The organism is Gracilinema caldarium, assembly GCF_029265695.1.
Classification (GTDB): domain Bacteria; phylum Spirochaetota; class Spirochaetia; order Treponematales; family Breznakiellaceae; genus Gracilinema; species Gracilinema caldarium_A.
The window spans coordinates 1-26,557 of the sequence record NZ_JAJUHW010000038.1 but is presented as its reverse complement, the minus strand read 5'-3'; the positions used below and the strand labels follow the sequence as shown (position 1 = coordinate 26,557).

General features: G+C 48.6%; 21 protein-coding genes. 14 read left to right on the top strand and 7 right to left on the bottom strand.

Annotation, left to right across the window (positions count from 1 at the left end; all coding sequences use genetic code 11):
* From thrH to Q7P68_RS11250, 3 genes are all read right to left on the bottom strand, one after another.
* A partial coding sequence (gene thrH / locus Q7P68_RS11260; RefSeq protein ID WP_304225712.1) for a bifunctional phosphoserine phosphatase/homoserine phosphotransferase ThrH occupies positions 1-504 on the bottom strand: 504 nt, incomplete at its 3' end.
* An 11-nt stretch (positions 505-515) separates the two neighbouring features.
* Entirely contained in the window at positions 516-1,793 is a 1,278-nt protein-coding gene (serS, locus tag Q7P68_RS11255) for a serine--tRNA ligase (protein WP_304225710.1), read from the bottom strand.
* A 61-nt stretch (positions 1,794-1,854) separates the two neighbouring features.
* Positions 1,855-2,694 (bottom strand): biotin--[acetyl-CoA-carboxylase] ligase, encoded by an 840-nt coding sequence (locus Q7P68_RS11250; protein WP_304225708.1) that lies wholly within the window; start codon positions 2,692-2,694, stop codon positions 1,855-1,857.
* A 157-nt stretch (positions 2,695-2,851) separates the two neighbouring features.
* On the opposite strand from Q7P68_RS11250, the gene Q7P68_RS11245 reads away from it, so the two are divergent.
* From Q7P68_RS11245 to Q7P68_RS11220, 6 genes are all read left to right on the top strand, one after another.
* Positions 2,852-4,522, top strand: a complete 1,671-nt coding sequence (locus tag Q7P68_RS11245) for an alkaline phosphatase (RefSeq protein WP_304225706.1) — start codon at positions 2,852-2,854, stop codon at positions 4,520-4,522.
* Positions 4,523-4,665: 143 nt separating this feature from the next.
* Positions 4,666-5,112: a lipocalin family protein gene (locus Q7P68_RS11240; protein ID WP_304225704.1), complete on the top strand. Its 447-nt coding sequence runs from the start codon at positions 4,666-4,668 to the stop codon at positions 5,110-5,112.
* A 160-nt stretch (positions 5,113-5,272) separates the two neighbouring features.
* Positions 5,273-8,380, top strand: coding sequence for a chromosome segregation SMC family protein (locus tag Q7P68_RS11235; RefSeq protein WP_304225702.1), 3,108 nt, complete (start codon positions 5,273-5,275; stop codon positions 8,378-8,380).
* Positions 8,381-8,432: 52 nt separating this feature from the next.
* On the top strand, positions 8,433-8,816 hold the full coding sequence (locus Q7P68_RS11230) for a hypothetical protein (protein WP_304225700.1): 384 nt from the start codon (positions 8,433-8,435) through the stop codon (positions 8,814-8,816).
* A gap of 17 nt (positions 8,817-8,833) precedes the next feature.
* Positions 8,834-10,327 carry a tetratricopeptide repeat protein gene (locus tag Q7P68_RS11225; RefSeq protein WP_304225698.1) on the top strand — a complete coding sequence of 498 codons (1,494 nt, stop codon included), beginning with the start codon at positions 8,834-8,836 and terminating at the stop codon, positions 10,325-10,327.
* Between the two features lie 44 nt (positions 10,328-10,371).
* Positions 10,372-11,139 (top strand): thermonuclease family protein, encoded by a 768-nt coding sequence (locus Q7P68_RS11220; protein ID WP_304225696.1) that lies wholly within the window; start codon positions 10,372-10,374, stop codon positions 11,137-11,139.
* Here the strand turns inward: Q7P68_RS11220 and Q7P68_RS11215 are convergent.
* Together Q7P68_RS11215 and Q7P68_RS11210 are read right to left on the bottom strand one after the other, a co-directional pair.
* The gene (locus Q7P68_RS11215) at positions 11,136-12,773 is read right to left on the bottom strand and encodes an ABC-F family ATP-binding cassette domain-containing protein (RefSeq protein WP_304225694.1); all 1,638 of its coding nucleotides are present in this window, start codon (positions 12,771-12,773) and stop codon (positions 11,136-11,138) included. The two genes, Q7P68_RS11220 and Q7P68_RS11215, sit on opposite strands and share 4 nt — an antisense overlap.
* Complete coding sequence (locus tag Q7P68_RS11210; RefSeq protein ID WP_304225692.1) at positions 12,770-14,446, bottom strand: DEAD/DEAH box helicase; 1,677 nt, start codon at positions 14,444-14,446, stop codon at positions 12,770-12,772. Before Q7P68_RS11210 ends, Q7P68_RS11215 begins: the two co-directional genes overlap by 4 nt.
* Positions 14,447-14,556: 110 nt before the next feature.
* Between Q7P68_RS11210 and Q7P68_RS11205 the strand changes: the two genes are divergently transcribed.
* From Q7P68_RS11205 to Q7P68_RS11195, 3 genes are read left to right on the top strand one after another with little or no spacing between them, the layout of a single operon-like run.
* Entirely contained in the window at positions 14,557-15,903 is a 1,347-nt protein-coding gene (locus Q7P68_RS11205) for a glycosyltransferase family protein (RefSeq protein WP_304225690.1), read from the top strand.
* Between the two features lie 8 nt (positions 15,904-15,911).
* The gene (locus Q7P68_RS11200) at positions 15,912-17,069 is read left to right on the top strand and encodes a glycosyltransferase (RefSeq protein ID WP_304225688.1); all 1,158 of its coding nucleotides are present in this window, start codon (positions 15,912-15,914) and stop codon (positions 17,067-17,069) included.
* On the top strand, positions 17,047-17,946 hold the full coding sequence (locus Q7P68_RS11195) for a 2-oxo acid dehydrogenase subunit E2 (RefSeq protein ID WP_304225686.1): 900 nt from the start codon (positions 17,047-17,049) through the stop codon (positions 17,944-17,946). The genes Q7P68_RS11200 and Q7P68_RS11195 overlap by 23 nt, the downstream gene beginning before the upstream one ends.
* Before the next feature lie 64 nt (positions 17,947-18,010).
* Here Q7P68_RS11195 and Q7P68_RS11190 read toward each other — a convergent pair whose 3' ends face one another.
* Together Q7P68_RS11190 and Q7P68_RS11185 are read right to left on the bottom strand one after the other, a co-directional pair.
* On the bottom strand, positions 18,011-18,370 hold the full coding sequence (locus Q7P68_RS11190) for an Hsp20/alpha crystallin family protein (protein ID WP_304225684.1): 360 nt from the start codon (positions 18,368-18,370) through the stop codon (positions 18,011-18,013).
* 24 nt (positions 18,371-18,394) lie between these two features.
* Positions 18,395-18,850, bottom strand: a complete 456-nt coding sequence (locus Q7P68_RS11185) for an Hsp20/alpha crystallin family protein (RefSeq protein WP_304225682.1) — start codon at positions 18,848-18,850, stop codon at positions 18,395-18,397.
* A gap of 390 nt (positions 18,851-19,240) precedes the next feature.
* Here Q7P68_RS11185 and Q7P68_RS11180 point away from each other — a divergent pair, with 390 nt between their 5' ends.
* From Q7P68_RS11180 to Q7P68_RS11160, 5 genes are all read left to right on the top strand, one after another.
* Complete coding sequence (locus tag Q7P68_RS11180; RefSeq protein WP_304225680.1) at positions 19,241-20,905, top strand: B12-binding domain-containing radical SAM protein; 1,665 nt, start codon at positions 19,241-19,243, stop codon at positions 20,903-20,905.
* 19 nt (positions 20,906-20,924) lie between these two features.
* Positions 20,925-21,392: a chloride channel protein gene (locus tag Q7P68_RS11175; RefSeq protein WP_304225678.1), complete on the top strand. Its 468-nt coding sequence runs from the start codon at positions 20,925-20,927 to the stop codon at positions 21,390-21,392.
* Positions 21,389-22,240 (top strand): ClC family H(+)/Cl(-) exchange transporter, encoded by an 852-nt coding sequence (locus tag Q7P68_RS11170; RefSeq protein WP_304225676.1) that lies wholly within the window; start codon positions 21,389-21,391, stop codon positions 22,238-22,240. The genes Q7P68_RS11175 and Q7P68_RS11170 overlap by 4 nt, the downstream gene beginning before the upstream one ends.
* Positions 22,241-22,319: 79 nt before the next feature.
* Positions 22,320-23,633 carry a dicarboxylate/amino acid:cation symporter gene (locus tag Q7P68_RS11165; protein ID WP_304225674.1) on the top strand — a complete coding sequence of 438 codons (1,314 nt, stop codon included), beginning with the start codon at positions 22,320-22,322 and terminating at the stop codon, positions 23,631-23,633.
* Positions 23,634-23,972: 339 nt separating this feature from the next.
* Positions 23,973-26,557: Ig-like domain-containing protein (locus Q7P68_RS11160; protein WP_304225672.1), on the top strand; the 2,585-nt coding region annotated here is incomplete at its 3' end.

The following is a 26,557-nucleotide window of genomic DNA, read 5'->3' as shown; positions in this document are numbered from 1 at the left end:
GAGGCAGCCTTCGTCGGCTTCCCGTATCATGGCCAGGTCGTTAAAAGAGTCTCCGGCCGCAAAGACGTCCATATTGATAGACTTAAGGGCCCGCACGGCGTTCATTTTGCCGTCCCTTTGCCTGAGCCGGTAGTCTGTTACAGTGCCATCCTCAGCAATCACCAGGTTGTTGCAGAATAGGGTGGGGTAGTCTAGCTTAGCCATAAGGGGCCGGGCAAATTCTTCGAAGGTGTCCGAGAGAATAATCACCTGGGTTTTTGAACGGAGCCGATGCAAAAAATTCCTGGCGCCATCCAAGGGTTCCATGGTATTAATGACCGACTGAATGTCCCGAATCTTGAGACCCCGTTCCTTAAGCAACGCGATGCGGAAGCGCATCAATTTATCGTAATCCGGTTCATCTCGGGTGGTGCGCCGCAGCTCCGGAATGCCGGAAGCTTCCGAAAAGGCAATCCATATTTCGGGTACCAACACCCCTTCAAGGTCAAGGCAAACGACTTTCACAGGGCCGCTCCTTACTGCTTCTTTTTAATGACTTCGAATCCGCAGTAGGGAACGAGGGCCTTGGGAAGCCGCACCGAACCGTCGGCCTGCTGGAAGTTTTCCAGGATGGAAATGATCGCCCGGCTTACTGCGATGGCGGTGCCGTTCAGCATGTGCACATATTTGTTTTTGCCATCTTCGTCCTTGTATTTAATGTTGAGCCGTCGGGCTTGAAAATCCGTGCAGTTGGAGGTTGAAGTAACTTCTCCCCATTCGCCGCCGTTCCGGCCGGGCATCCAGGCTTCCAGGTCCCATTTGCGGTAGGCCGGCGCGCCGAGATCGCCCGTGCAGGTATCCACTACCCGGAAAGGAATTTCCAAGCCGGAGAAAATTTCTTCTTCTATTAAACGAAGTTCCTCGTGGAGGGCGTCCGAATCTTCTGGGAGGCAGTAGGCGAACATTTCCACCTTGGTAAACTGGTGTACCCGGTACAGGCCCTTGGAGAACTGGCCTGCTGCACCCGCTTCCCGCCTAAAACAGTGGGAAAGGCCCGCCATACGGAGGGGGAGCTTGTCCTTGCTCAGGATGGTGCCAGAGTAGTAGCCCCCCAGGGTGATTTCGGCGGTGCCCACAAGGCAGGTTCCTTCCCCTTCTACGGTGTACACATTCGACTCGGCACCCCGGGGATTAAACCCAATGCCTTCCAGTATTTCTTCTTTTGCCAGGTCAGGGGTAATAAAGGGGGTAAAGCCCTTTTTCTGCAAAATATCCAGGGCATAGCGAACCAGGCCCAGTTCCAGGAAGACACCTTCGTTTTTAAGATAGTAGAACTTGGTGCCCGTAACCTTGGTGGCTGAATCAAAATCGATAATATCAAGCTCTTGACCGAGCTGTACATGGTCCTTGGGTTCAAAGGCAAACTGGGTGGGGCTCCCGACCCGCTTTATTTCCAGGTTATCCTTGTCTTCTTTGCCGATAGGAGCCGCAGGATGGGCCATGTTGGGGACGCGGCGGCCCTCCGTATCCAGTTCCTTTTCTACCGACTCTAGCTCCGCTTCGGCACTGGCAATGTCTTCCTTAAGTTTTTTGCCTTCTTCGATAAGCCTGTTGCGGGTATCAGCGTCCATTTTGCCCTTCATGGCCGCCGCATTTGCATTCCGCTGCTGCTGCAGATTCTGGAGCTTCGTAACAAGCTCGTTCCGTTTATCAAAAAGCTCGACCACCTTATCGGCATCGGCCTTCATATTGCGGTTCCGGATGTTCTCCTTGACCGCTTCCAGATTGTCCTTAATGAATCGATAATCAAGCATAGTGGATTTATAGTAGTGATAAGCGCGACGAGCCGCAAGGGGGCAAGAAGGAAAAAGCCAGTCATGCCCCGTACACATCCAATTCGCCGGTAATAAAGGACGCTGCCTTGTCCGAGTCTGCACGGCGGATGAGAAGTTCTCCCGTTGGGGCGACTCCTTCCACAGTACCCAGCACCGGAACAGGCTCATCGGCCGAGCCAGAAAGAAAGCGCACCGTTGCGCCCCGTTTATAGAGCCGTTTGTTAAGTTCGTCCAGCCAGAGCGGAACATTGTTTTCCAAAATAGCTTTAATATGCTCCAGCAGATTGATGAGTAGCCGGTAGCGGTCCGGCGCATCCGGGGCAGCGGTCGCAGCATCCAGCGCGGCACGGTTGCCTCTTGTCTCCCCCTGAGCGGCGCTTACTCTGTCCAGGCTCTCAATAGCCTGCAGTACCGAAATAGATCGATGGCTGATCTCAGGCGGAAATTCCCTTTGCAAAAGGTTAAGGCCTATGCCGGCATACACATGCTGGCCTTCGGCTTCGCAGAGGATGCCGCAGACCTTTTTTCCGTCTATGAGGACGTCGTTGGGCCATTTTACCGCCACTCGGCCCGCAAGAATGGGCCATAGCTCTTCCAGCGTGAGGGCCGCAGCCACACCCAGCCGCAGGGGCAGGGCCGCCGGCATATCTTGGAAACGTGGATAGCAAAGAATAAGGGTGCAGAGAAGGCTTTCCCCCGGTGCTGCATGCCACTGGCGGCCGGCGGCCCTGCCCCGGCCCGCATGCTGGTAATCGGCCACCACCACCGTGCCATGAAGGCTCGTCTCTGCGAGCTTGCGGGCCTCGTCCATGGTGCTCGTGGTTTCATCAATATGGTAAATAGGTGCTACGAAGGGGTTGGAAAGTTCGATTAATTTCATCAATATGACATCCTTATCATTTTTCGTTTTAACGTCTTTTTTATCAAATTATAATGGTGTATTTATGCAGCGATTGTATAGTCCCATACGATTGCTACCGCCCAATGTGATTCTTGCTGAGGCGGTAAGGTAGACTATATTCAGAAAGGAGAGGTACATGAAAAAGCATTGTGTCATTGTTGTAGTAGCTCTGCTTGCGGATCTCGTGCTGGCACCGGTCAGTGTGTTCGCAGGCGGGGTTTCGGAAGCTCCGATGTCTGTGGAAAAGACTGCGGTAAAGTCGGAAATAAAAAATGTTATTATGCTAATTCCCGATGGTATGAGTATGGATGGCGTTACCTTAGCTCGCTGGTTCCAGGGTGGAATGCCCCTGGCTCTGGACCCCTTAGCTAGCGGACTCGTGAGGACCTACAATGCGGATACTCTTATTGCCGATTCAGCGCCGGCGGCCACGGCTTTTGCAACGGGTTACAAGACTAATAGTCCCTACATTGGGGTGCTTCCGTCCAAAGCTGGCCTCTGGGGGGTGCCGGAAGTAACCGTACCCTTTAGACCTGTTGCTTCGGTTCTAGAAGCAGCCCGGCTTTCTGGCCGATCGGTGGGGCTTGTTGCTACCTGTGAGCTCCCCCATGCAACTCCCGCAGATTTTTCTGCCCACGCGCCAAATCGGAAAAATTATGATGATATTCTTGAACAGCAGGTGTATAACAGTCTTTCGGTTGTTTTTTCCGGAGGTTATAAATTCTTAGATAGCGCAAACCGAAAGGACAAGGAAGACCTTGCAGCAGAACTAGTTAAACAGGGATATCGATTGATAAAAACGAAACAAGAGTTTGATGCGCTTAAGGAAACCGGCGTGGAAAAGGTCTGGGGTTTATTTGCACCGGTGGATTTGGCCTACGATATAGACCGGGATCCCGCTGCGGAGCCTTCTTTGGCAGAAATGACGAGCAAAGCTATCGCACTGCTTTCCCAGAACCCTCATGGTTTTTTCCTTATGGTGGAAGGCTCTAAGATTGACTGGGCTGCCCATGCAAACGAACCGGTTGCATTGGTCCATGATATCCTCGCCTTTGATAAGGCAGTGGAAGCAGCCGTAAAGTTCGCATCTTCCCGCAATGATACGGTGGTGATTATCTCCAGCGATCATGGAAACAGTGGGATCACCATGGGAAACCAATCTACGAGCAGTGGTTACGATAAGGTTCCACTGGATACTTTTATTAAGCCGCTGCAGGCTGCCCGCAAAAGTGGCTCTGTATTTGCCTCACTTTTGGATGAATCAAAATCCAATGTGCAGAATGTGCTCGCTTCAGTATATGGCATCCAGGATGCGAGTGCGGAAGAAATAGAACAAATTAAAACAGCAAAGATTGATGAATGGACTGGTATGACTTTAGTAGGCCAGCTCATCGCTAAGCGGGCAAAGATAGGTTTTACGACCGGTGGTCACACGGGCGAGGATGTAGTGCTGTACCAATACGCTCCTCTGGGGGCTAAGAAACTGTCCGGTACGGTTCAGAATAACGATATTGCCTGGTATATGGCGGAGTTGATGGGGCTTGATCTAAAGGGTACAACCCAACGGCTCTTTGCGGATGCAAAGGAACTATTTGCCGGTGTATCCGCCGTTTTAGAGACCAATATGACCGATCCAGCCAATCCTGTTCTCGTGGTTAAGGCGAACGGTAAAGAACTGCTCCTCCCGGTCAATAAGAATTACGGGATGCTTAATGGCACACCGGTACAGCTTGATGGAGTGACGGTGTATATCAATGAAACGAAATCCTGGTATGTGAGTTCCCGGGCTCTGGATGTAATAAAATAAACAGCTCCACTCACAGCGCTGCTGCAGGCTCCAGATGCTGCGGCCTGCAGTCCATGCTGTAGCCTGCAGCTCTGTGCTGCGGTGGCCTCTGTACCTTTGCTTCTAGTCTCCAAACCATAGCGCCGGTAACCAAGGCCCAACTTGTGGGAACCTGGAAGTGTACAAGATATGAAGGTGATAGCATTATCACCGTTCAAGTACAATTTGCAAAGGATGGTACTTTCACCGAGTTACAAGATACGTATAATATTAATGACAGTACTTATACCTACTCCGCAAGTAAAGGGACCTACTCGGTAGATTCCAAGGGCTCTACTTCGGGGATTGTAGGCACCTGGGGGGTAAATGTCTCAGCAATAATATGGGATGATACCAATAATCAATATGTAACCACCTCTTACAAGCAGTTATTAACGTTTCATGCAGACGGTACTTTAGTAGGACAAGCTTTTGAAAGCACTACCGGTACGTTTGGTTTACCTACCAGTGAAGGTACTGGCACTTATACCTACAATAATGGAACCTTAACGGTTACCTTCGAGGGTCAGCAGCCCCAAACCGGCAAAATCGCGCTTTATGAAAATCGTTAGATTTTGGGGGACGAAACAAGTTCTTCCGCGGCTGCTTTTATAAAGCAGTAATGAAGATCAGCGCCGTTTGTCACAGCCGCCTGCGGAGGTTTATCAATCTGGCCTACTTTCTTGACCCCAAGTGCTTCTGAATGGTACAGTACGGGTCTGGAGTGACACCTTGTTTCTTAAAAGTCTAGAAATTTTCGGATTTAAGTCCTTTGCGGACAGGACCCGCATCGAGTTTGCCGACGGGATTACGGCCCTTCTGGGGCCTAATGGCTGCGGAAAGTCCAATGTGGTTGATGCAATTAAGTGGGTACTGGGCGAACAGGCTGCCAAAACCATGCGGGCCGAAAAAATGGAAGATGTCATTTTTAACGGCACAGAAAATCGTAAGGCTCTGAATGTGGCGGAGGTTACCTTAACGCTGGCGAACGAAGCGGGGCTCCTTCCCATCGATGTGCCGGAGATCCAGATAAAACGGCGGCTCTATCGGTCTGGCGAAAGCGAATACTTCATTAATTCGGCTCCTGTAAAACTAAAGGACGTACGGGAGCTGTTCTGGGATACCGGGGTGGGCAAGGCGGCCTACTCGGTCATGGAACAGGGAAAAATAGACCAGATTCTTTCATCCAAACCGGAGGAACGACGCTACCTTTTTGAGGAAGCGGCGGGTATTACCCGTTACAAGGTCCGGGGAGCCGAGGCGGAACGGAAGCTCGAAAAGACCGAAGAAAATATGCGCCAGGTAGAGGGAATTCTGGGGGAAGTTAAACGTTCCTACGATACCCTTAAGGTGCAGGCTGACAAAACCCTCAAGTATCGAGCCCTCAAGGAAGACATCTTTCAGTTTGAGCTGGATATTCAGCTTTTACGGCTCAAGCAGTTTAACACCGAACGGGACCGGCGCTCTGAGGACCTGGAACGGCTTACGAAGGATCGGGATGCATGCCGAGCGGAACTGGATGCGGTGAACCGCTCGCTGGAAGAAAACATGGATGTGGTTAACTCCATGGAAGAAACCCTCGTCCAGCATCAAAAGGAAATATACGGTCTTGCGGTAGAAAAAAACGCTAAGGAAAAGGAAGCAAAGCTCCTGGCGGAACAGCGGATCGAGGCTAAGGCAAAAATTCAGCAGAACGAAGGCCGGGAACGGGCGATCCAGTCTAAGATTGATGAGCTCATCGAGGATGCGGAAGAACAGGATGGAGTGGTTCGGGACCTGCAAAAGCGGGTGGAAGAAATTCAGAAAAACATTACCGCCTTTGAGGACAATATAAAACTTGCTTCGAGCCAGATTGGAGAAAACGATGCGGCGGTCCGCCGCACGGAAGCGGAAATTAAGGACCTGGAAGCCCAGCGGGCAGCTCTGGAAGGGGAGCTGCAAACCATTACTGATGATATCGTTGCTGCCCTGGATGCGGGGCTTAAGAATGCTGGCTATTCCGCAGCGGACCGCCGCAGGACCGAAGAAGCCGTCGCGGAGGCTCTCCAGCGGCTTAAAACCATGCTTTCTGGCCGTGAAGCCATGCTTCGGGACCTTTCGGCCATGGTGAACCGGGCTTTACAGGGGGGGCAGCACATCCAGGGGGCTGAACTGCGCCGCCTCGCCGAGACCCTGGCGGCCGCGTTGGCCGAAGGGGCAGCCCAGGCAGATAGGGCCCAAGAATTATTCGAAGCCTATCGGAAAGCCAGCCCCACGTTTATCGATGAATTCCTTGCCCCTGAGGGCATCATTACCAAGAAGCGGACCCTGGATGGCAGAATTAACGCTGCCAAGGAGGGGGTGCTCCAGCGGCGGGAACGAATTGCGGCTCTGCGTTCGGAAAATGATGGTCTCGGGATTAAAATAGAAGAATACCGGAAAACCTTGGAGGAACTCAGGCTTAACAAGGTCAGGATGTCGACCCAGGCTCAGTCAGCGGAAGAACAGGCCCGGCTTATCAGGCGGGAACTGGCCGGCCAGGAAGCCCTCCTGAAAACAGTACAGGACGAGTTGTTTTTAGACCGTAAACGGTATGATGAAATCGCCGAACGGATTGAGGACGCGGAAGCTGATATTGCAGAGATTGAACGGCGGGGCCGGAAGCTTACTGAAGAGCTTGAAGCCCTGGAAAAGGATATTGCCCGGCGCAACGGCGATGTGGCGGGTAAGCAGGAAACCATTAAGAAAAAGATGGCTGACCTGTCTCGGTTCCAGCAGGCTATGGAAAAGGTCCACCTGGAGCTCGTTCAGATAGAAACGGAAATTCGGAACATTAAAGATAACTTCCGGGAAACCCATTCCCGGGACCTCATGGAGTTTGAGGAGCGGATGTTCACCATTACGACGCCGACTGCGGAAATCCGGGACAAACTAGCCGCTGCCCGGGCTGCTCTTAAAGACTTGGGTTCAGTGAACCTCATGGCGCCAGAGGAGTTTCAGGAAACTAAGGAACGGTATGACTTCCTTTCGGGGCAGCTTGCGGATCTGCAGAAAGCCCGGGATGACCTAGCCCGGATTACCGCGGAAATTCGGGCCGAATCGTCGGAGCTCTTCCTTACGACCTATAACCGCATTAAGAAGAATTTTCACAACATGTTCCGTAGGCTTTTCGGCGGTGGCCGGGCAGAGCTTCGGCTATCGGATCCGAACCATGTGTTGGAATCGGGTATAGAAATTTATGCCCAGCCGCCAGGGAAAAAACTGGAAAACATAACCCTCCTTTCGGGGGGCGAAAAGTCTATGACTGCCGTGGCCCTGCTTTTTGCGACCTATATGGTTAAGCCATCCCCCTTCTGCTTTCTCGATGAGATCGATGCGGCTCTGGACGAGCAGAACGTGCTTCGCTTTGTGCAGCTGCTGCGGGAATTCGGCAGCACGAGCCAGTTCATCGTTATTACCCATAATAAAAAAACGGTAACTGGAGCCCGAACCCTCCTGGGAGTCACCATGGAAGAGTCCGGGATTACCAAGGTTATTTCGGTGCGCCTCGAAAACGAGGATGCCCTTGATAATCCGCCCGAAGCGGCTGCAGAAATTGAACCGATCGAAGATGAAGATGTGGAACCAGAATCGGGCATGGAACTTCCCTTGGGTGTGGATGATCCTTCACAGGTAACCGAAGCGGACCTGCGTCCTATCCGGTCAAAACGGGAGGGTACATCAGACCTGGCGGCACTAAACGCTGGTGCTCAGATCGCAGCAACTGAGGCTGCCGATCCCGCCGGCGTGCCAGAAGGGGCAGCAGTGCCAGCTGCGGTATCAGAAGAAACTGCGGCGGAACCTCCGGTGGGTCTTGAATAGGTAATAAAGAAAAAATTGTATCGATTCTAAAAAGATGCTACAATGCTGAGTCATGAATCGTAATGCAGAAAAAGTGGTAAGCTATCTGCGCCAACAGCGAACCTTGTTTCTGCTGTTTCTCGGGGGCCTCATAGTCCTGCTGGTTGCCTGGCTGCTGTTGCCGGTCGTACTGCGGATACAAGCAAGCCAGCAGGTTGCCGCCCAGGTTCGTTCCTTTGCTCAATCCTTTACGGGGGAACCTATTAGCCGAAAGGAACTCTTTATCGAGAATGAGCCAGATTTTGTTCCCCCCTTTTTGTACTACCGTCCTCCCCTTGCTACCTGGACTCCTGAATTTGCTACCCAATTTTGGCAGCAATTGGATGATAAAACGGTACAAGAGCTGAAGAAGGTCGCCGATGATAGAATTAACACGCTGCTGGAGGCGATTCCGTGAGGGCTATTTTTAAAAGTATGTTAATAAACTCAAAGACCCTGCTTACCGTTAGTACGGCAGTGTGTCTCTGTATAGCCTGTGTATCCGCTCCTAAAACCGTGCCCGCCTCTGGTTCGCAAGAGGATCCTGCTGGTTCAGGTGTTATCAGTACAGAGGACCCACGAGCCAAATCTGCCTCGGTTCCAGAAGTGAGTCTTTTAACCGATGTCTCTACTCAGGAATCCACTCCGGTACTTTCAGAACCACCCCAGATTTTTCCAGAAGCGGACCTCGTGCCTGTTTTTCCGAGGACATCAACAAAAAATGTGGTAGCTCCATTAACAACTCCGGTTGCCCCAGTCTTATCTGGCTCGGACAAGATTTCAGGAATAGCTTCTGCAACGGTGAGCAGCGCACAAACTCAGGATAAACCAGCAGCTACTCCCTCTGCAGGGCAAGCTGCCGCCGCTGCTTCAGCTACAGCTCAAAAAAGTACTCCTGGCTCGAGCGCTCAGACTGAAAAAAAATCCCAACCGGTGGATCCACAAAACCTTAAAACCCCAGAACCAAAAAGCGATGTTCCATTGGTAAAAGAGCCGGTGTCAGCAGGGGAGATTCCCGAACTCCCCTCCAAAACCAATCCGGCCTTGGTAGAAGAAAAGGTAGTTCTTTCTCGGTCGGTTCGTGCTACGGTAGGACAACTCGTGGAAATCCCCTATCAGGGTGCAGGTTGGGTATATCTTGGAGAGATGGGGGGCAACAAGGGCTTGGCCTACGATTCCCGGAGGCTCGATACGGACGGACAAACCTTTGTGTTCCGTTGTGAGAACCCAGGAACCTATGTGGTAAAGTTTTTTAAGCAGGATTTTATTAAAGATTATATTATCAATGACTATGTGGAGGTGGTTGTTGGTGAAAGTCCCCTCCCTTCTACCGCGAATTCCGGGATGTTTACCCTTCCGGTAGACCGGGGCAGGGTAGTGGCTAATCCCCGCTGGCCCACAGCGGCGAATAGCACTGGTTCTGTAGCCCCCGCCGGGACGGGTGGTGCCGCTGATACTGTCAGCGCTACCGGTGTTACGGGAGCCACCGGAACCGTGAACGCTCAGCCTGCAGGCACCGTGGCAGCAGTTACCACCACAACAGCAACTGCCGCTCCAACAGCAATTGCCGCTCCAGCAGCAACTGCCGCTCCAGCAGCCAGTGCCGCTGCTGTTACCGTAAATCCTCCGCTAGAATCCCTCTCCCAGCCAGAAGAGTTTATAAGCCGGGCCCAATCGGAATATAAATCTGGTAAATTTACCGATGCACTTGCGACCCTGCAGGTTTTTACATCAAAATATCCTGCAGGTAGTGACGAAGCCTGGTGGCTTTTCGGCCAAGTGCTGGAAGCAAAGGGCCCCCAGCGGGATATTAAAACCGCTCTAGCTTATTACAAACGACTCATCTCAGAATATCCACAAAGCCAGCGCTATCAGGAAGCGCAGCAGCGGATTGCATACCTTGAGCGGTTTTATTTTGATATCAGATGAGACTTTTCTAGATGAACAAAATACACTCTTTTTTAACGTTTTTGATGAAGCGAGGCGCTCGCAGCGTAGTCCAATGCAATTGGATAGCAAAGACGGGGGCCTTGTTTGTATTTCTGCTGCTCCTTTCCTGCTCTGTCAGGGCTGAACAGCAGACGCCGGATACGGCAAAAACCTCGGTCTGGATTACCCCATCGGGTAAAAAGTACCATAAAGAAAACTGCCCAACCCTAAAAAACTCTGGGAACACAGTAAAATCAGTAGGTTTGGAAGATGCTTTACGGCGGGGGCTCGAGCCCTGTAGTGTCTGCAATCCTCCTGTGTATTCAGGCGGCGTAGACCTCTATCGGCTTAACAACCCACCTCTCCGTTCCGCCAAAGATGCTCAGCTTTCCAGGATGATACCGGCACGGGTTACCGCGGTGGTGGACGGAGATACCATGAAGCTTCGAATTCCGAATCCGCGACCTATCCAGCTAAAAGAAACTGAAACAGTCCGATTCCTTGGGATTGATGCTCCTGAAACCAGCACGAGTCCTCGGCCTAAAGGGTATTATGGGGAAGAAGCCAAGGCCTTTGTTTCAAAGCTCGTAGCGGACAAAGATATATTTCTTGCCTTTGATTGGGACCTACGGGATAAATACGGAAGACTTTTAGCCTATATATACCTGCCGGACGGCACCTGTGTGAATCTTATGTTGGTGGAACAGGGCTACGCCTTTGCTTATGTACACTTTCCGTTTCAGTTTATGGACGAATTTACCAAGGCCCAGGCAGCCGCGAAACAGCAGCGCCGGGGCCTGTGGGCTCGTTAAATCTGAAGCCGTTCCGCGTGATGGTACGCTGTTACCCGCAGTTCCTTAACCGATTCATCCTTAAGATAGTCGTCAAAGGGCATCATGCGGTCAATCAGCATGCCACCGGGGAGAATTTCGATAATCCGGTTGGCGATCGAGTTGATAAACTCATGATCGTGGGAATTAAAAAGCACGACTCCGGTAAACGCCTCGAGTCCTTCGTTCAGGGCTGTGATGGCCTCCAGGTCCAGGTGATTGGTGGGTTCGTCCATAATGAGGACATTGGCCCCTGAAAGCATCATTTTGGATAAGAGACAGCGGACTTTTTCACCCCCCGAAAGTACATTTACCGGTTTTAAGGCCTCATCGCCAGAAAAGAGCATACGGCCCAGGAAGCTGCGCACATAGGTATCGTCCTGGTCGGGTGAATACTGTTTAAGCCAATCGGTAATGGAAAGATCCGAATTAAAAAAGCGGCTATTCTCCTTGGGAAAATAGGAAAAACTTACCGTTTGGCCCCAGTAATAGTCTCCCGAATCGGCCTTCTGTTCTCCTGCGATAATTTCAAAGAAGGCTGTTTTAGATTGATGTTCCGCGCCGACGAAGGCAATCTTATCGCCCTTGTTTACTATAATGGAAAAATCCTGGAGCAGTACGGCGTCGGGAGAGCGAAAATTGAGCTTTTCTACCCGTAGTACGTTATTACCAATTTCCCGGTTAGGTTTAAAGGCCACATAGGGAAATTTGCGGCTCGTGACCGGGATGTTTTCCAAATCAAGTTTTTCGAGCACCTTTTTACGGCTCGTTGCCTGGCGGCTTTTAGAGGCATTGGAAGCAAAGCGCTGAATAAACTCCTTGAGTTCCTTGGCTTTCTCTTCCCGTTTCTTAAGCTGTTCCCGGGCTTGCCGCTGGAGCATCTGGCTCATCTGGTACCAGAAGTCGTAGTTACCAGAATAGAGGGTGATGCGGCCGTAGTCGATATCGCAGATGTGGGTACAGACGGTGTTCAGAAAGTGCCGGTCGTGGGACACGACAATAACTGTGTTGGGAAAATCGATAAGAAAATCCTCAAGCCAGGTTATGGATTCCAGGTCAAGACCGTTGGTAGGCTCGTCCAGGAGTAGAATGTCCGGATTTCCGAATAACGCCTGGGCTAAGAGAACCCGGACTTTTCGGGATTCATCCAGGTCGGACATCATTTTCGTATGGTCCGCTTCGTCGAGTCCAAGGCCCGAAAGCATCTGGCTGGCCTGGGCTTCCGCTTCCCAGCCGCCAAGTTCTGCGAATTCTGCTTCTAATTCACCCGCTCGGATACCATCTTCATCGCTCATCGATTCCTTGGCATAGAGGGCTTCCCGTTCCTTCATGATATTATATAGTTTCGGAAAGCCTATTATCACCGTTTCCATGACCGAATAGGCTTCAAATGCAAAGTGGTCCTGTTTAAGGACAGCAATACGTTCGCCGGGACTCACGACGATCTCGCCCTTATCGTGTTCAATTTCGCCAGAAAGGACTTTTAGGAAGGTGGATTTACCGGCTCCATTAGCACCGATGATACCGTAGCAGTTGCCCGGTGTGAATTTCAGGTTTACGTCCTTAAAAAGGACGCGCTCACCAAAAGCGAGACTTACGTCAGAAACAGTAATCACTTAGAAGCTTCTCCTTTAAAAAACTTAAGCAGCCGGCTTAAGAGACTCGGCTTTTTGGCGGCCCTATCTGATCCTGATCGTACAGGCGCTTGCACTGGAGTGCTGGATTTTTTTCCCTTCAGCTGTTCTTTGGCAGTTCCTGCCCCTTCCGCATGATACTTTCGTTTGTAATATGCAAGCCGTTCCTCAAAGGTAAGATGTGCCAAATTCGGTTTTGCTGCGGTTTTTTCGCGGTTTCCGTTCCCCCGGTTTCGGGTGTCCGCTTTTTGGCGCGGGCCGCCCGCTGAAGGCACGCCAGGGGCTGAAGGCGCGCCGCGGGGTTTATTCCGTGTACTCTTAGCCACTTCTCCCTTTTCGTTCGATCTGCCAACAGCATCTGATGGGATTCTTTCTCGCCCGCGGCCCTGTTTGGGTCCCATGGGTCTGCCGCGCTCGCCCCGTTCTTCCCGTCCCCGGCCTCGGCTGCGGCCCGCGCCGCCCCGTTCTCCGTAGCCCTCATCGTAGGTATCGGTCCGGATATGCATGCCTTCGCTCTTGTCTTCTGCAAATAGCTCTTCCCCGGCGATCTGGGATGGAATCTTAGCGCCTAGGTATTTTTCAATAGCCGGGAGTTCATACACATCTTGTTCGCTGGCTAGACTAATAGCGATCCCGGTTCGTCCTGCTCGGGCTGTTCGTCCGATACGGTGAACGTAGTTTTCAGCCTCATTCGGCAGGTCATAGTTAACAACCATGGCAAGCCCTTCGATATCGAGTCCCCGGGCTGCTACATCGGTGGCGACGAGGAAACGAGTTTTACCGCTTTTAAAATCCTCGATAATTTTAAGTCGTTTCACTTGGGGCAGGTCGCCGATAATAAACTCACAAGGAATGTCGTTTATTCTGAGCCGCTTGGCGACAATTTCGGCATACCGCTTGGTATTGCAGAAGATGATGGCGCTTTCTGGATTTCGCTGTTTTAAGATCCCCAAAAGCAGTTTCATTTTGTCTTCCCCAGCTACGTGGTACAGGATTTGTTCAATCTCATCTACCGTTACGTTTTCTGGAGCAATTTCAATCTCGAGGGGGTTTTTAGTATACTCCCAGGCAAGATTCTTTACCCAGGCATTCAGTGTGGCGCTGAAAAGCATGGTCTGCCGCCGGTCTACGGGGGGAACTACTTTGATCAGCTCTCGCAGGTCTGGGTAAAAGCCCATATCAAACATACGGTCTGCTTCGTCCAGCACCAGGAATGCGAGATCCATCAAGTTCATCTGACCTGAAGCATTAAGATCCAACACCCTACCGGGGGTCCCGATCATGATCTGCACCGATTCACGGAGCAGCTTTTGCTGATGAGCGTATCCTACGCCGCCATAAAAGCTTCCCGTTTTAAAAGAAAGGTATTTGCCGATCCGTTTTGCTTCTTCTTCAACTTGAACCGCAAGCTCCCTGGTTGGGACCATGATGAGGGCTTTTTTGCCCCCTAAAAGAGGTTCTGCTAAAAGGCGCTGGAAAATGACAATTAAATACGCGGCGGTTTTCCCTGTCCCTGTCTGGGACTGGACATATAAATCGTGGCCTCCAAAAGCGTTCTTAAGAACCTGTTCCTGGACAGGTGTGCAGGTAACATAGCCTGCATCCGCGATTCCCCGTTGGAGGTCGGGGTGTAAGGTAAGTTCTGTGAATTCCATGTGTATCATATATATACCTTTTTTTCCTGAATATGAAAAGACCAGCTAAAACATGTCACTATTTGCAAATGCCATTCCTGCAAACTACACTTTATTTCAGGGAGTTTTATATGGCAGAAGTTACTAAAAAGCCTCTAGCATGGATTACGGCAGCAGATATGGGGCTTGGACACAAACGAGCCGCCTGGCCTCTCACACTATTTGGTAAAAACGGTATCATTATTGCGGGCAGCGATGCAAACACCGATCCGGATGAAATGGCCCTCTGGAACAGGTTACGCAAAACCTATGAGAGTCTTTCTCGGATTAAAAGCTGGCCCTTGATAGGTAACGCACTTTTTAGTCTTATGGACGCCCTTATGTCCATACCGACAGCATATCCTTTCCGGGATCTCTCAAAGCCTACCATTCAAAACACCTTTGTAGACAAATTGGTAGACCAAGGCCTGTGCCGTACGTTTATACGACAAGCCCAATCAGAGCCGCTCCCTATCGTAACCACCTTTTATGCCCAGGCCATAGCTGCGGAAAAAGCGGGACTCCGGCGTATTTATTGTGTTATTTGCGATGCGGATATCAACCGGGTATGGGTTTCTGCTCATCCTAAAGAAAGCCGTATAGAATATTTTGTACCCTGCGGGAGAGCCCTCAGGCGACTTAAGCAGTACGGTGTACCGGATGAGCGAATATATATGACTGGTTTTCCCCTACCGCTTGAACTGATTGGGGACGAAGACTTGTCAGTACTCCGCCGCGATTTGGGGCGGCGTCTTGCCCGGCTGGACCCACAGAATCGGTTTTGGCCTCTTCATGTTCATTCGGTAGAACACTTTTTGGGTAAGGAAAATTGTCCTGAATCCCGTGGGCTTGCCGTAGGACCGGTGACTATCACCTTTGCGGTTGGGGGTGCTGGCGCACAGAAAGAAATTGGAGCTGCAGTACTCCACTCCTTAGTTCCGCATCTTGCAACTGGGGTGTTCCGTCTGAATTTAGTAGCCGGCAAACGTCCCGAAGTAGCAACATATTTTAAGGAGCAGCTCGAAGCGGTACGGCATTCCAGACCTGAAGCGGCTGGATCGGTCCGTATTATCTTTAATCCTGATGATGATGGATATTTTACCGAATTTGCTACCATTTTGCATGATACGGATATACTCTGGACAAAACCAAGCGAATTATCTTTTTATACCGGGCTTGGAATTCCTATTGTCATAGCACCGCCCATAGGGTCCCAGGAAGTTCATAACCGAGAATGGCTTATTGAAATTCAGGGTGGTTTTGACCAGAAGGATCCTGAATATGCAGCGGAGTGGCTCTGGGATCTTCTGCAGGAGGGCCGTCTTGCTGAATGTGCTTGGGATGGCTTTCTTAAGGCTCGGAAATATGGTACCTATAAAATCGCTGAAATACTGAAAACTGGTACAATGTTGCGGGAGACAAGCCCACTGAAACGGTAAGACTTCACATGTCAAATATTTTAATTACCATGATCGAAGTCGGTTTTGGTCATAAAGGACCGGCTTTGGCTATAAAAAATGCCCTGGATGCCGCCTATCCGGGGCAACATTCCATCAATGTTATTGATTTTCCTCTTGTTGCGGGGGCAAAGCGGACTGACAAAACGATAAAGTCTGCCTGGAATATGGCACTGCGCCGTCCCTGGATGGTTCGTTTGTCCTATACATTGATGGAAGCGGTATATCCCCTGTGCGATAGGGTTCTTTATCCGTTTATGGCAGATTTCTTTATCCAAGGGGCCCGTTATCTCGCGGAACACAAGCCGGATCTCGTTGTCAGTACCCATCCCATGTGTTCTCTTGTGGCTGCCAATGCCCGACGCCGTTATGGGCTTCGGTTTCCCCTTGTTATCGATGTCGTGGACCCCTTCGATGGTTACAGCCTTTGGGCAGAACGAACTGCGGACCTGTTCCTGGTACATTCAGTACAAAGCAAAGAGCTGCTAGTTCAACATGGCATTGAAGCCCAACGTATCAAGCTGGTTCCCTATCCTCGGCTTCCGGCTATGACAATTCCTTCCCGATCTAAAGAAGAAATACGACGTTCCTGGGGTATCGAACCTGACGGTAAGCCTGTTATTCTAGTCACGAGCGGTGCTCAGGGTATCGGTCGGGTGTATTCATTTGTCCGCAGGGCATACCAGGCAGACCTTCCTGCGTATTTTTTTGTTGTAACCGGAAAAAACCGAAAATTGTATACCGAGTTGGAACTATTGGCTCAGACTGGCTCGCTCCACCCCCTACAAATCAAGAAAAATAACTCTCAGAACAGAGCGTGTCGCTTGATACCCCTTTCCTTTGTCGAGTCCATGGCAGAACTTTATTATATATGTGACATAGTGGTTGGAAAGGCAGGTGCTTCAACCTGCATGGAAGCCCTCTTTCACCAGAAACCGTTGGTGTGTACTGAATGGGCTGGCCAAAATGATTATAAAATCGTTGAATTCTTGCTGCAGAATAATCTAGGAAGTTTTACTCCCCGGTACCATGATTTTCTGAGACTTCTGAAAGCACCACCGGTATATGAAAAATATAGCTCTGAATTTTCAACTTATGGTATACTAGAAGCATTAAGGAGCTTCCATGTTGTTTCTGGATCGATGTGACGGCAAGCGGATCAAAAGATTAAATCCATTCCAAAAAATTATACCCTATATTATGACAAGTAGAAACGGGGCAGCTGTTTATTTTTCCGAAGATATTGATATAGAACCGTCCCTCCATTTGGTTAAGAAACTCAATGAAGAAGAAAAAACGACTAAATATACGCTTTTTTCGGTGGTGCTTACAGCTATCGCTCGAGTTCTGGAAGAAAAACCCCACCTCAATCGTTATGTCATGGGCAAACATATCTATGAGCGAAACTATATGTCGACCTCTTTTATTGTAAAAAAAGCACTAACTGAAGATGCCCGTGAAACCGATGCAAAGGTTTATTACAAGCCGGGAGAAACACTCTCTTCAGTAGCAGACAAGGTCCAACGAGCAATCGCTGCTGCTCAGAGTGAGGAACTCAGTCCCGATGAGAAAGAAATGTATTTTCTTTCGGCCATACCAGGAGGCTATGCCATAGCGACCACTGTTTTCAGACTCCTTGAGCGGTTTAATCTTGCTCCGGCTTCTATGATTAAGTCCGATCCGCTGTATACCTCCGTGTATATCGCTAACCTTGCAAGCATTAATCTTCCGGCCCCATTTCATCATCTCTACGAATGGGGAACCGCATCTGTCTTTGTGGTTATGGGAAAGATAGAACGCCGAACGGTAACGAAAAAGGACGGTACGAGCCAGCAGCACCGGTTTATGAATTTTAAGATTACCCTGGATGAGCGTATCTCAGAGGGACTTTATTTTGCCCGAGCTATCGATCTGTTCCGCCGATATATGTCTAATCCGGTGGTCCTGAAAATGGCGGCACATAAAACAGAAGAGGTCCCTGAAACCGTCCAGGAACCCCTTCCAATTGCTGCGACTCTTTCGTAATTTCCGAACCGTAAGGGTCTTCTCTTTCGGTTCGGGCATCCCTGCACGATGCGGGACAAGCACACTATTTAATTTCGATCCGCCGTGGTTTTGCAGTTTCTTTTACTGAAAGGGTTATCTGCAAGATCCCGTCGTTCATGACCGCCTGAATCTTATCTCGGTCAATGGTTTCATCGATAATAAACCGCTTGATGTATTCGCCGGTCTGCCGTTCTCGGATAAGGTAGGTTCCCTCCGTAACGTTTATTGTAGGTCTACCCCTAATTACCAATTCGTTCTTTTCTACGCTTACCTCGATACCGTCTTTATCAACACCGGGCATTTCCAGCCGTACTTGTACCTGTCCATTGTCTTCGCAGATACTGCAGGCAGGCTGTACGGTCCGAATTTTCTGTTCCTGTTTCTTTTCCATAATATCGTTCATAGCCTTCCTCCTTACCGTTACCAGTTACTGTACCTGTACGGCGATCTGCCGGGGTTTCAGTTCTTCCTTCTTGCCAATGCTGACAGTGAGCACCCCATTCTTTAGCTCAGCCCGAACCTTTTCAGTGTCTGCAGCGACAGGGAGCGAAATAGTTCTGCGGAAGGATCCTTCCCAGGTTTCATTCCGGTAGAACCGTTTTTTATCCTTGGTTTCCTTGGTCTCTTTCTTTTCCCCTTCGATGGTTATGACGTTATTCTCCACCGTCAGGTTGATATCCTTTTTGTCCACTCCGGGGAGATCTACCGTCAGGGTGTACCCATCGTTGTGTTCTACCAGATCCACCGCAGGAGCGAGGGAGCGGTCCAAAAGCCCCATATTGTCAAAACCAAAGTCAAACCAGCGGCTCAGTTCCCGCTGCAGGCGATCCAGTTCTTCTACCGGATCAAGTTCGGTTGGACGATTACGTAACATAAGGTTCATATCATACCTCCTTGCATAGCTAGTCTTATCCAGTTTGGCCTGGACCCTATCGGGGTTCAGGCTCACTGTTTCAATAATAGATTAGCAATAAGCGTGCCAAGTTTTTGATATTATAGTTTACTCTTTGCTGATTTAAATTAAATCGTTTTAATAAAAAGAAATAGTAAGATTGATAAAACGATTGTACGCCTTATGCTGTGGTTAACCTTCAATACAAAAATGCTGTTGATTGTAACAATTAGCTACAGTAGGGTCATAATGAAACATTTTATATGTGTAAATATGACGCATTAGAATTGGGCCAATAAAAATCTGCTGGGTCTCCCTGACGCAGCTGTGTTTTTAAGGCCTTGCATGAAGCGGTGTAAACAGCTCATACTGACTGCCATAATGAATGATATTTCTCTTATCTTTGTTTCAATTCACTGTGAACAAGGGCCTGAAGCAGTACCCCTAGGGGCTGCGACCGTTGCATCCTATGTAGATCAAAATATAGCTTTAAAACATTCTGTGCACCTCATGGAGGCCATTGTTGATGAACCTCCGTCCCGGATTTTTGACCGGTTATCCCGTCTCAGCACTTCTGTTGGCGGCCGTCCTGTGGTTGGCTTTTCTCTCTATAGCTGGAACCGAAACCTCGCTGTCGCTGTGGCACGGATGTACGCACAGGCTCATCCTGGCAGCCTCCTTGTAGCAGGTGGGCCGGAAGTAACTGCGCGACCTATTGGTCTGGATAAAGAAGCTGGTGGCCCCTTCTCTGTTATAGTTCAGGGCGAAGGAGAGTCGGCTTTGTTCCAGGTTTTACAGGCTTGGTCAAATGGGCAGTTTCCTTCTCAATCACGGGTTCTGGGGATGACGGAGGATCTGGCTGCGCTGCCTTCTCCCTGGCTATCCGGTTATTTGGACGCTTCTGTAATAAAAAAGGATGGGTTCGCAGGAGCCCTCTGGGAACTCGCACGGGGATGTCCCTATACCTGTACATACTGCTATGAATCTAAGGGTAACCATCGTCTGCGCTATATTTCTGAAGAACGGTTTGAGCGGGAATTGGAATATTTTATAGCAAAAAATGCTTCATCGGTATTTGTACTTGATCCCACTTTTAACGCCAATAACAAACGGACCCTGCAGATTCTGGATAGGCTTATCGAGAAGGCTACTGACATACATTGGCATTTCGAGATCCGGGCTGAACTCTTGAACCGGGACCAGGCCCGCCGGTTTGCCCAACTGGGGGCTTCGTTGCAGATAGGACTTCAAACCGCAGATCCCGAAGTATCTGCCCGTGTCGGCAGGCCCTTAGACCGCTCGAAATTTAAGCAAAAGATCGATCTGCTTAATCAGGAAGGAGTAGTTTTTGGACTGGATCTTATGTATGGCCTTCCCGGCGATACCCTTAAGGGTTTTATGGATAGTCTTGATTTTGCTATAGAATTGTATCCAAATCATTTGGATATATTTAGATTGGCGGTGCTGCCCGGGACGGTGCTTGCTGATCAAGCCGCTGAATATCTCATGGTGTACGAACCGGAACCACCGTATGCGCTCATTTCCAGCAGCACCTTTCCGCGCGAAGATATGAATGCTGCAGATCGTCTGAGTAGGTCTGTCGATTTTTTTTATAACAAGGGTCGGGCTGTTGCCTGGTTTAACCAGGTCCTCTATCCTCTTAAAATGGGGCCTTCCCGCTTTTTTCAGCGCTTTGCAGATTTTATGGATGCCCAGCGAAAGCCCTGGGATGCAAATCTGGATCCTCAATATCCGGCATCACGGGAAGCTCTTATACTGAAATTTCTTGATACATTGTACGAACAGCAAAAGATCGATTATCTTCTTCCTGCTGTGTGGGATGTGGTCCGTTTTCATGGAGCGTGGGCTCGAGCGCTCGCTGAAGGCATTACCACAACCATCGACTGTAATTATGATCCAGACCAGCTTTTTGGTAGCGGCATTGTAGATTTAGAAGAATTCTCTGCATTGGCAGATATGCATCCTTGCAGAATCAGAGTACAGCCTGGCAAAATGGAACCAGAGGTGCATATATATGATACTTAATAAACATATATCACTCCATATGCTTCGTCGACTATATTTTTCACGGATCGGGCTTGTTGTTGAAAGTATTATAATAGGATTGGCAGCGGGAAGTATGGTGTCCCTTTTTCGATTCGCTTTAATACAAGCGGATCAATACAGACGAATATATTATGAACGACTTTCCGGTACAGCAGGTAACGGATGGCTGGTACCGCTTCTTATTCAGGTATTCTTATTCTTGGTACTGGGTCTTTTTCTTGGATGGTTAAGTGTGTGGAAACCTATGACAAAGGGGAGCGGTATTCCTCAGTTAAAAGGATACTTTGAAGGTATGTTTCAGTTTCAGTGGCTGTCCGAATTGCTGGTAAAGATGGTAAGCGGCATACTTGGTATTGGTGCTGGGCTATCATTGGGCCGTGAAGGGCCTTCAGTTCAGATTGGCTCGTATGTCGGTATGGGGATTGTCTCTCGGTCTTTACGGTCGGAGGTGGAAAAAAATACTTGATAACCGCGGGAGCTTCTGCAGGTCTCGCCGCGGCTTTTAATGCTCCCCTAGCAGGTGTGCTTTTTGCGTTGGAAGAACTACAGCGTGTCTTCTCACCACCGTTGCTTACATGTACCTTTGCAGCTTCTATGGCAGCAGATATAGTGGCTGGTGCTTTTTTGGGTGTGTATCCTGTGTTCCATTTTCGGGTAATAAAGATACTTCCTGTGGAACTATATCCTTGGTTAATTCTATTAGGTATCTTAAGTGCTTTTGGAGCCGAATTATTTAAACGTGCTTTATACTTTTTTCAAGATTTCTATGCTCTTTTTCATATTTCACCGTATTTCCGGCCGATCCTTCCGTTGCTTGCATCTATCCCGCTTGGAATTTTACTTTTTGATGTAACCGGTGGTGGTCATCCGCTTATAGAATCGCTCACAGATAACTCCCGGCCTTTATTGATGCTTGTACTTTTATTTTGCGTTAAATTAATCTTTACCGCTTTCTCTTTTGGTGCAGGTACAGCTGGGGGTATTTTTTTACCTCTTTTAGTCTGTGGAGCACTTCTTGGTACCTTTGTAGGGCAGGGACTTGTAGTTCTTGGATTAATACAACAAACATATGTGCTTAATTTTCTAATCCTTGGTATGGCTGCCTTTTTCACCGCGGTTGTCAAAGCCCCAGTGACAGGCTCAGTCTTAATGCTCGAGATGAGTGGCAATTTTAATCATTTTGGCAGTCTTATGCTTGTTTGTCTTGTATCGTATGTGTGTTCCGATATACTGCTTTCACAACCAGTTTATGATGTGTTACTGGAACGTTTGCGGACTCATACCCAAAGTGATAATAAAAATTCGCCAGAATAGCAAATAAGAGTATATAATAGTATTTGAGGATGCATACTTTTGTCTCCTTAACGTAATACACCAAAAACGGGAGGTTTGTATGGCTCAAACTGAAGAACAGAAAAAGGGATTATTAGATTGGTACTTTAAAACCAATCTCTTAGCCCGGATTCTCGTTGGTTTGATACTAGGTGCGATTGTTGGTATCATTCTAGGATTTTTCCCCAACTCGGTAAAACCCTTTGTAGACAATGCAAAATTTTTTGGAGATCTTTTTATCAGGCTCCTGAAAATGATTGTTGTTCCGGTGATTTTCTTTTCCCTTGTATCCGGAGCTGCTAGTATCGCCCCAGGACGTCTTGGTCGTGTAGGGGTTAAAATTATACTATACTATCTTGTAACATCTTTTTTTGCAGTTATTCTCGGGCTCATTTTTGCAAATATTCTACAGCCTGGTGCTGGTTTTGGAATTGTTGGGGATGCAGCTATCAAGGGAAAGGCTGCGGAAGCACCGACACTTCTGCAAATACTCCTCAATATTATTCCTACTAATCCGGTAGATTCTCTGGCAAAGGGTGATGTACTTCCTATTATTTTCTTTGCGGTTGTTTTCGGTATTGCCCTCTCATATGTAAAGGATGCTCCCAACGCCAAAGTTGCCCAAGGTGCAGGACTCCTTTTTGATGTCACCAATGCCGCTGCAGAAACCATGTACAAGCTTGTTGGCGGTATCATGCAATATGCACCGATTGGTGTTTTTGTTCTTATTGCCATAGTATTTGCACAGCAGGGACCGAAAGCGATCGGACCTCTGTTTATGGTAACCCTAGTCGTATATCTGGGTTTAATTTTACATTTTGTGTTGATCTATGGCGGGTTCCTCACAGTATACAAACTGGGGCTTTTTAAATTTATAAAGGGTGCAAATGAGGCTATGATTACGGCCTTTGTTACCCGATCTTCCAATGGTACTCTTCCAGTTACTCTTCGGGTTTCTGAAGAAAAACTAGGGGTTCCCCGAAGCATCAGTGCCTTTACACTTCCGCTGGGAGCAACTATTAACATGGATGGGACAGCCATATATTTGGGTGTCTGTGCCATGTTCATCGGGTATGCAACCGGAAATCCCCTTACCTTTAACCAGCAAGCGATGGTGGTTATAACCGCAACACTTGCATCTATTGGAACTGCGGGCGTTCCTGGAGCCGGTGCTATCATGCTTCTTATGGTACTTGAATCAGTGGGGCTTAAAGTTGCTGAAGGAAGTGCGGTTGCTGCTGCATATGCGATGATTCTGGGTATTGATGCACTTTTGGATATGGGACGAACCTGGCTGAATGTGACTGGTGATATGGTCGGTTCTGCAATTGTTTCTAAATCCGAAAAAGAATTAGACGAAAGTAAGTGGAAATAAACCTGAATCGCAAATAACAAGAGGGCTGCCCTTGAACGGGCAGCTCGTTAGAAACGACATTTTTGTCGACATCCGCCATTTAAGTCGATGTATATTTTAAACATACAATCTTTTATATAACAATACGGACTGCAGATATAAAAAAGTATGATAACTCTTATTTAAAAATATATAATACATAGAATTATTATATAATGATATCCACTAAATAGAATATAGTAATTAAATTGGGAAAATTAATTTAGTTTAAATGGCACGCTTTTTGCATCTAATAAAAAACTCCAATTTGTTTACTATTGGTGATATAATGAAACAAATTGAAAAGATAGGATGTAGGCAATGAAGCAAAGTGTGTTACTCCGGACTGGATTGATTCTGCTCTGTTTGGTGAATGTGTTTGAACCAGTTGTTTTGTTTGCAGGTGGTCAAGGTGAAAGCGCCCGAGATCAGGCTGATGGAACGTTGAACTGGTCAAAAGTCTTTGATATTTCCGATAAAAAGCCCGGTGTATACAATCTTTATGCTGAAGCCCAGGATCTCGCAGGCAACAAAACCATAGCAGGGCCCATCAATCTGTATGTGGATCCTAAATCGGACTTGCCAATCGCTCGGATTGCAAACCCGCTCCATGGAATGCGGGTGTCCGGAGATTTAAATATTGTAGGCACCTGCACAGACGATGATGGGGTTGAAAGGATAGAGTTGCAAATTGATGGTGGTGATTGGGTTGTTGCAAAAGGTGCGGCATTCTGGTCCTATTATGTTAAGACGGGGGATATTCCCGATGGACGGCGAAAGATTAGTGTCCGTGGGGTGGATATCAATGGTCTTGTGGGGCCTGTACAGACTATTCAGTTTGATATGGATCGGAGCAGGCCTGGCGCGACGATTCTGCATCCCCAAGCAGGTGCTTTGGTATCAGGTAGAATTCAACTTAAAGGAACCGTTCAGGATGCTAATGGTGTGACCAAGGTGGATTACTCCCTAGATAACGGTAAGACCTGGATTCATATCAAGGGGTCTTATGACGCAAAAAAGGGGGTATTTCCTTTTTCAACGGTGATAGACACTAAGACCCTTAATCCAGGGCCCACGGTGGTTTTAATTCGGGGCACCGATGGTGTTGGATCGGTGGGTATTACACCGACACTTTTTGTGGTAGACAACACGAAACCGGAAATTGCTATTATGTCCCCTTTGCAAGGAGAAAAGATAGACCGGACATTCGTCATTATGGGGCATGTCCGGGACGATGTAGCCCTGAAATCCTTTTCATGGAAAATGGGAAATGAGGGCGGGGAACTTCCTCTTACCCCTGGAGACCCCTATTGGACTTTGCCGGTTAATATTACAGATTCCAAAGTTGCTGCGGTGGATATTCTTTTCACAGCCCAGGACCTTATAGGAAATACTACCGAGTACCGGTTCAAGTTTCCTCTGGATACAAACAAAGATTTACCCAAAACATTGCTGCTTGCTCCAACCGCTGCTGGTACTGGAAAAACAGCTATATCGACGGGCTCTCTCTTTGTGGCAGGTTTTGCCCGGGATGATGATGGTGTTTCGGCGGTTGAATATTGGCTTGATAAAGAGGGCCCAACAAAGCTAGAAACAACAGGGGCTTTTTCGGTTCAGATAGATACTATTACTCCGGGTAAACATACTATCAGTATCCGTTCTATTGACCGTAACGGTACGGTTGGGCCTGTCTCCAGTACCATCTTTGAAGATATGGGACCTCCTCCTGAGCTTTTAATCGATGCCCTTGTGTTTAACAGTGGTACTAAAGAAGAGCGGAGTGAAGCATTTAATGCAGGTCTCGAGGTATCTCCCGATGCAAAGGTTAGTCTGCGGCTAGTCGCAAAAACCCTGGGTAAATTAGAAAAGCTGGTGTATTCATTCGCAGATGGCTCTGAACAGACCGTTTTGGTCAAGAGTAATGGAAATCAGACTTTTCTAGTTCCGCTTCCATCTGTAGGTCCCTTTGGTTTTATTGATTTTAATGCCCAAGTTACCGACAGTGCGGGAAGAACCGCTTCGGTTGCATCCCATCTGTATATAACCAACTACGGCACTGTCCGTGGTGATCCAGCCTTTGCTTTTAACGATGAGCGGATTTCTGGTGATAATATTGTATATTTCAGAAAAGATATTGCCGATCAAGAACCTGCACCCTTTGTTGGCCGCTTTGTGGGAGCTGACATCGCACTTGTTTCACTGGAACCTGAATCCAAAATTATGCAAATCAGCACTGAATCTGGGCGTATTGTGATACGTCCTGTTTCATTTGGTGTTTCAGGTCCTCATCGTATCGTCGTAAAAAATACGCTGGGGCATATCTATAAATCAGATTCTTTTACGTTCAATAACGACAATGCGGGGCCTCAGATACAGATTAAAAAAAGCGAGACACCCTTTGTATCTGGTCCTTCGTATATGCTCTCTGCGACGCTAACCGATTTGTCAGCCATACATTCCGCTTCATACCGTATTGTAACCGCTGAAGGTCAAGAGATAGTTAATGGCCCAATTTCAATCAATGGCAAATCAGGAGATACCAAGGCAACGACGGTTGCCATCTCTCAGGAAATTAAAATACAAGCCCTGCCAGAAGGCCCTTTTACGATAGAGCTTATAGCGCAGGATACGGCGGGCAATAAAAGTACGGAACTAATTCCGCTTTTTAAGGATACTCTCGGACCAGAGATTTATATAGTATCTCCGTCTGGTACTATTGCTTTGCCGTATGCCGCAGGCTTTGCCCAAGATCCCTCAGGACTTCAATCATTATCCTATGCAGCGGATGGTAAAAACTTTACTCCCCTTGATGCTGCTAAACCATTTGTGATCCCTCTGGTAGATCCTGTTTCGGGTCAGCTCCTGTCCGGTTCTGGTGGTGCAATACGGGCAGTTGATCGGGCAGG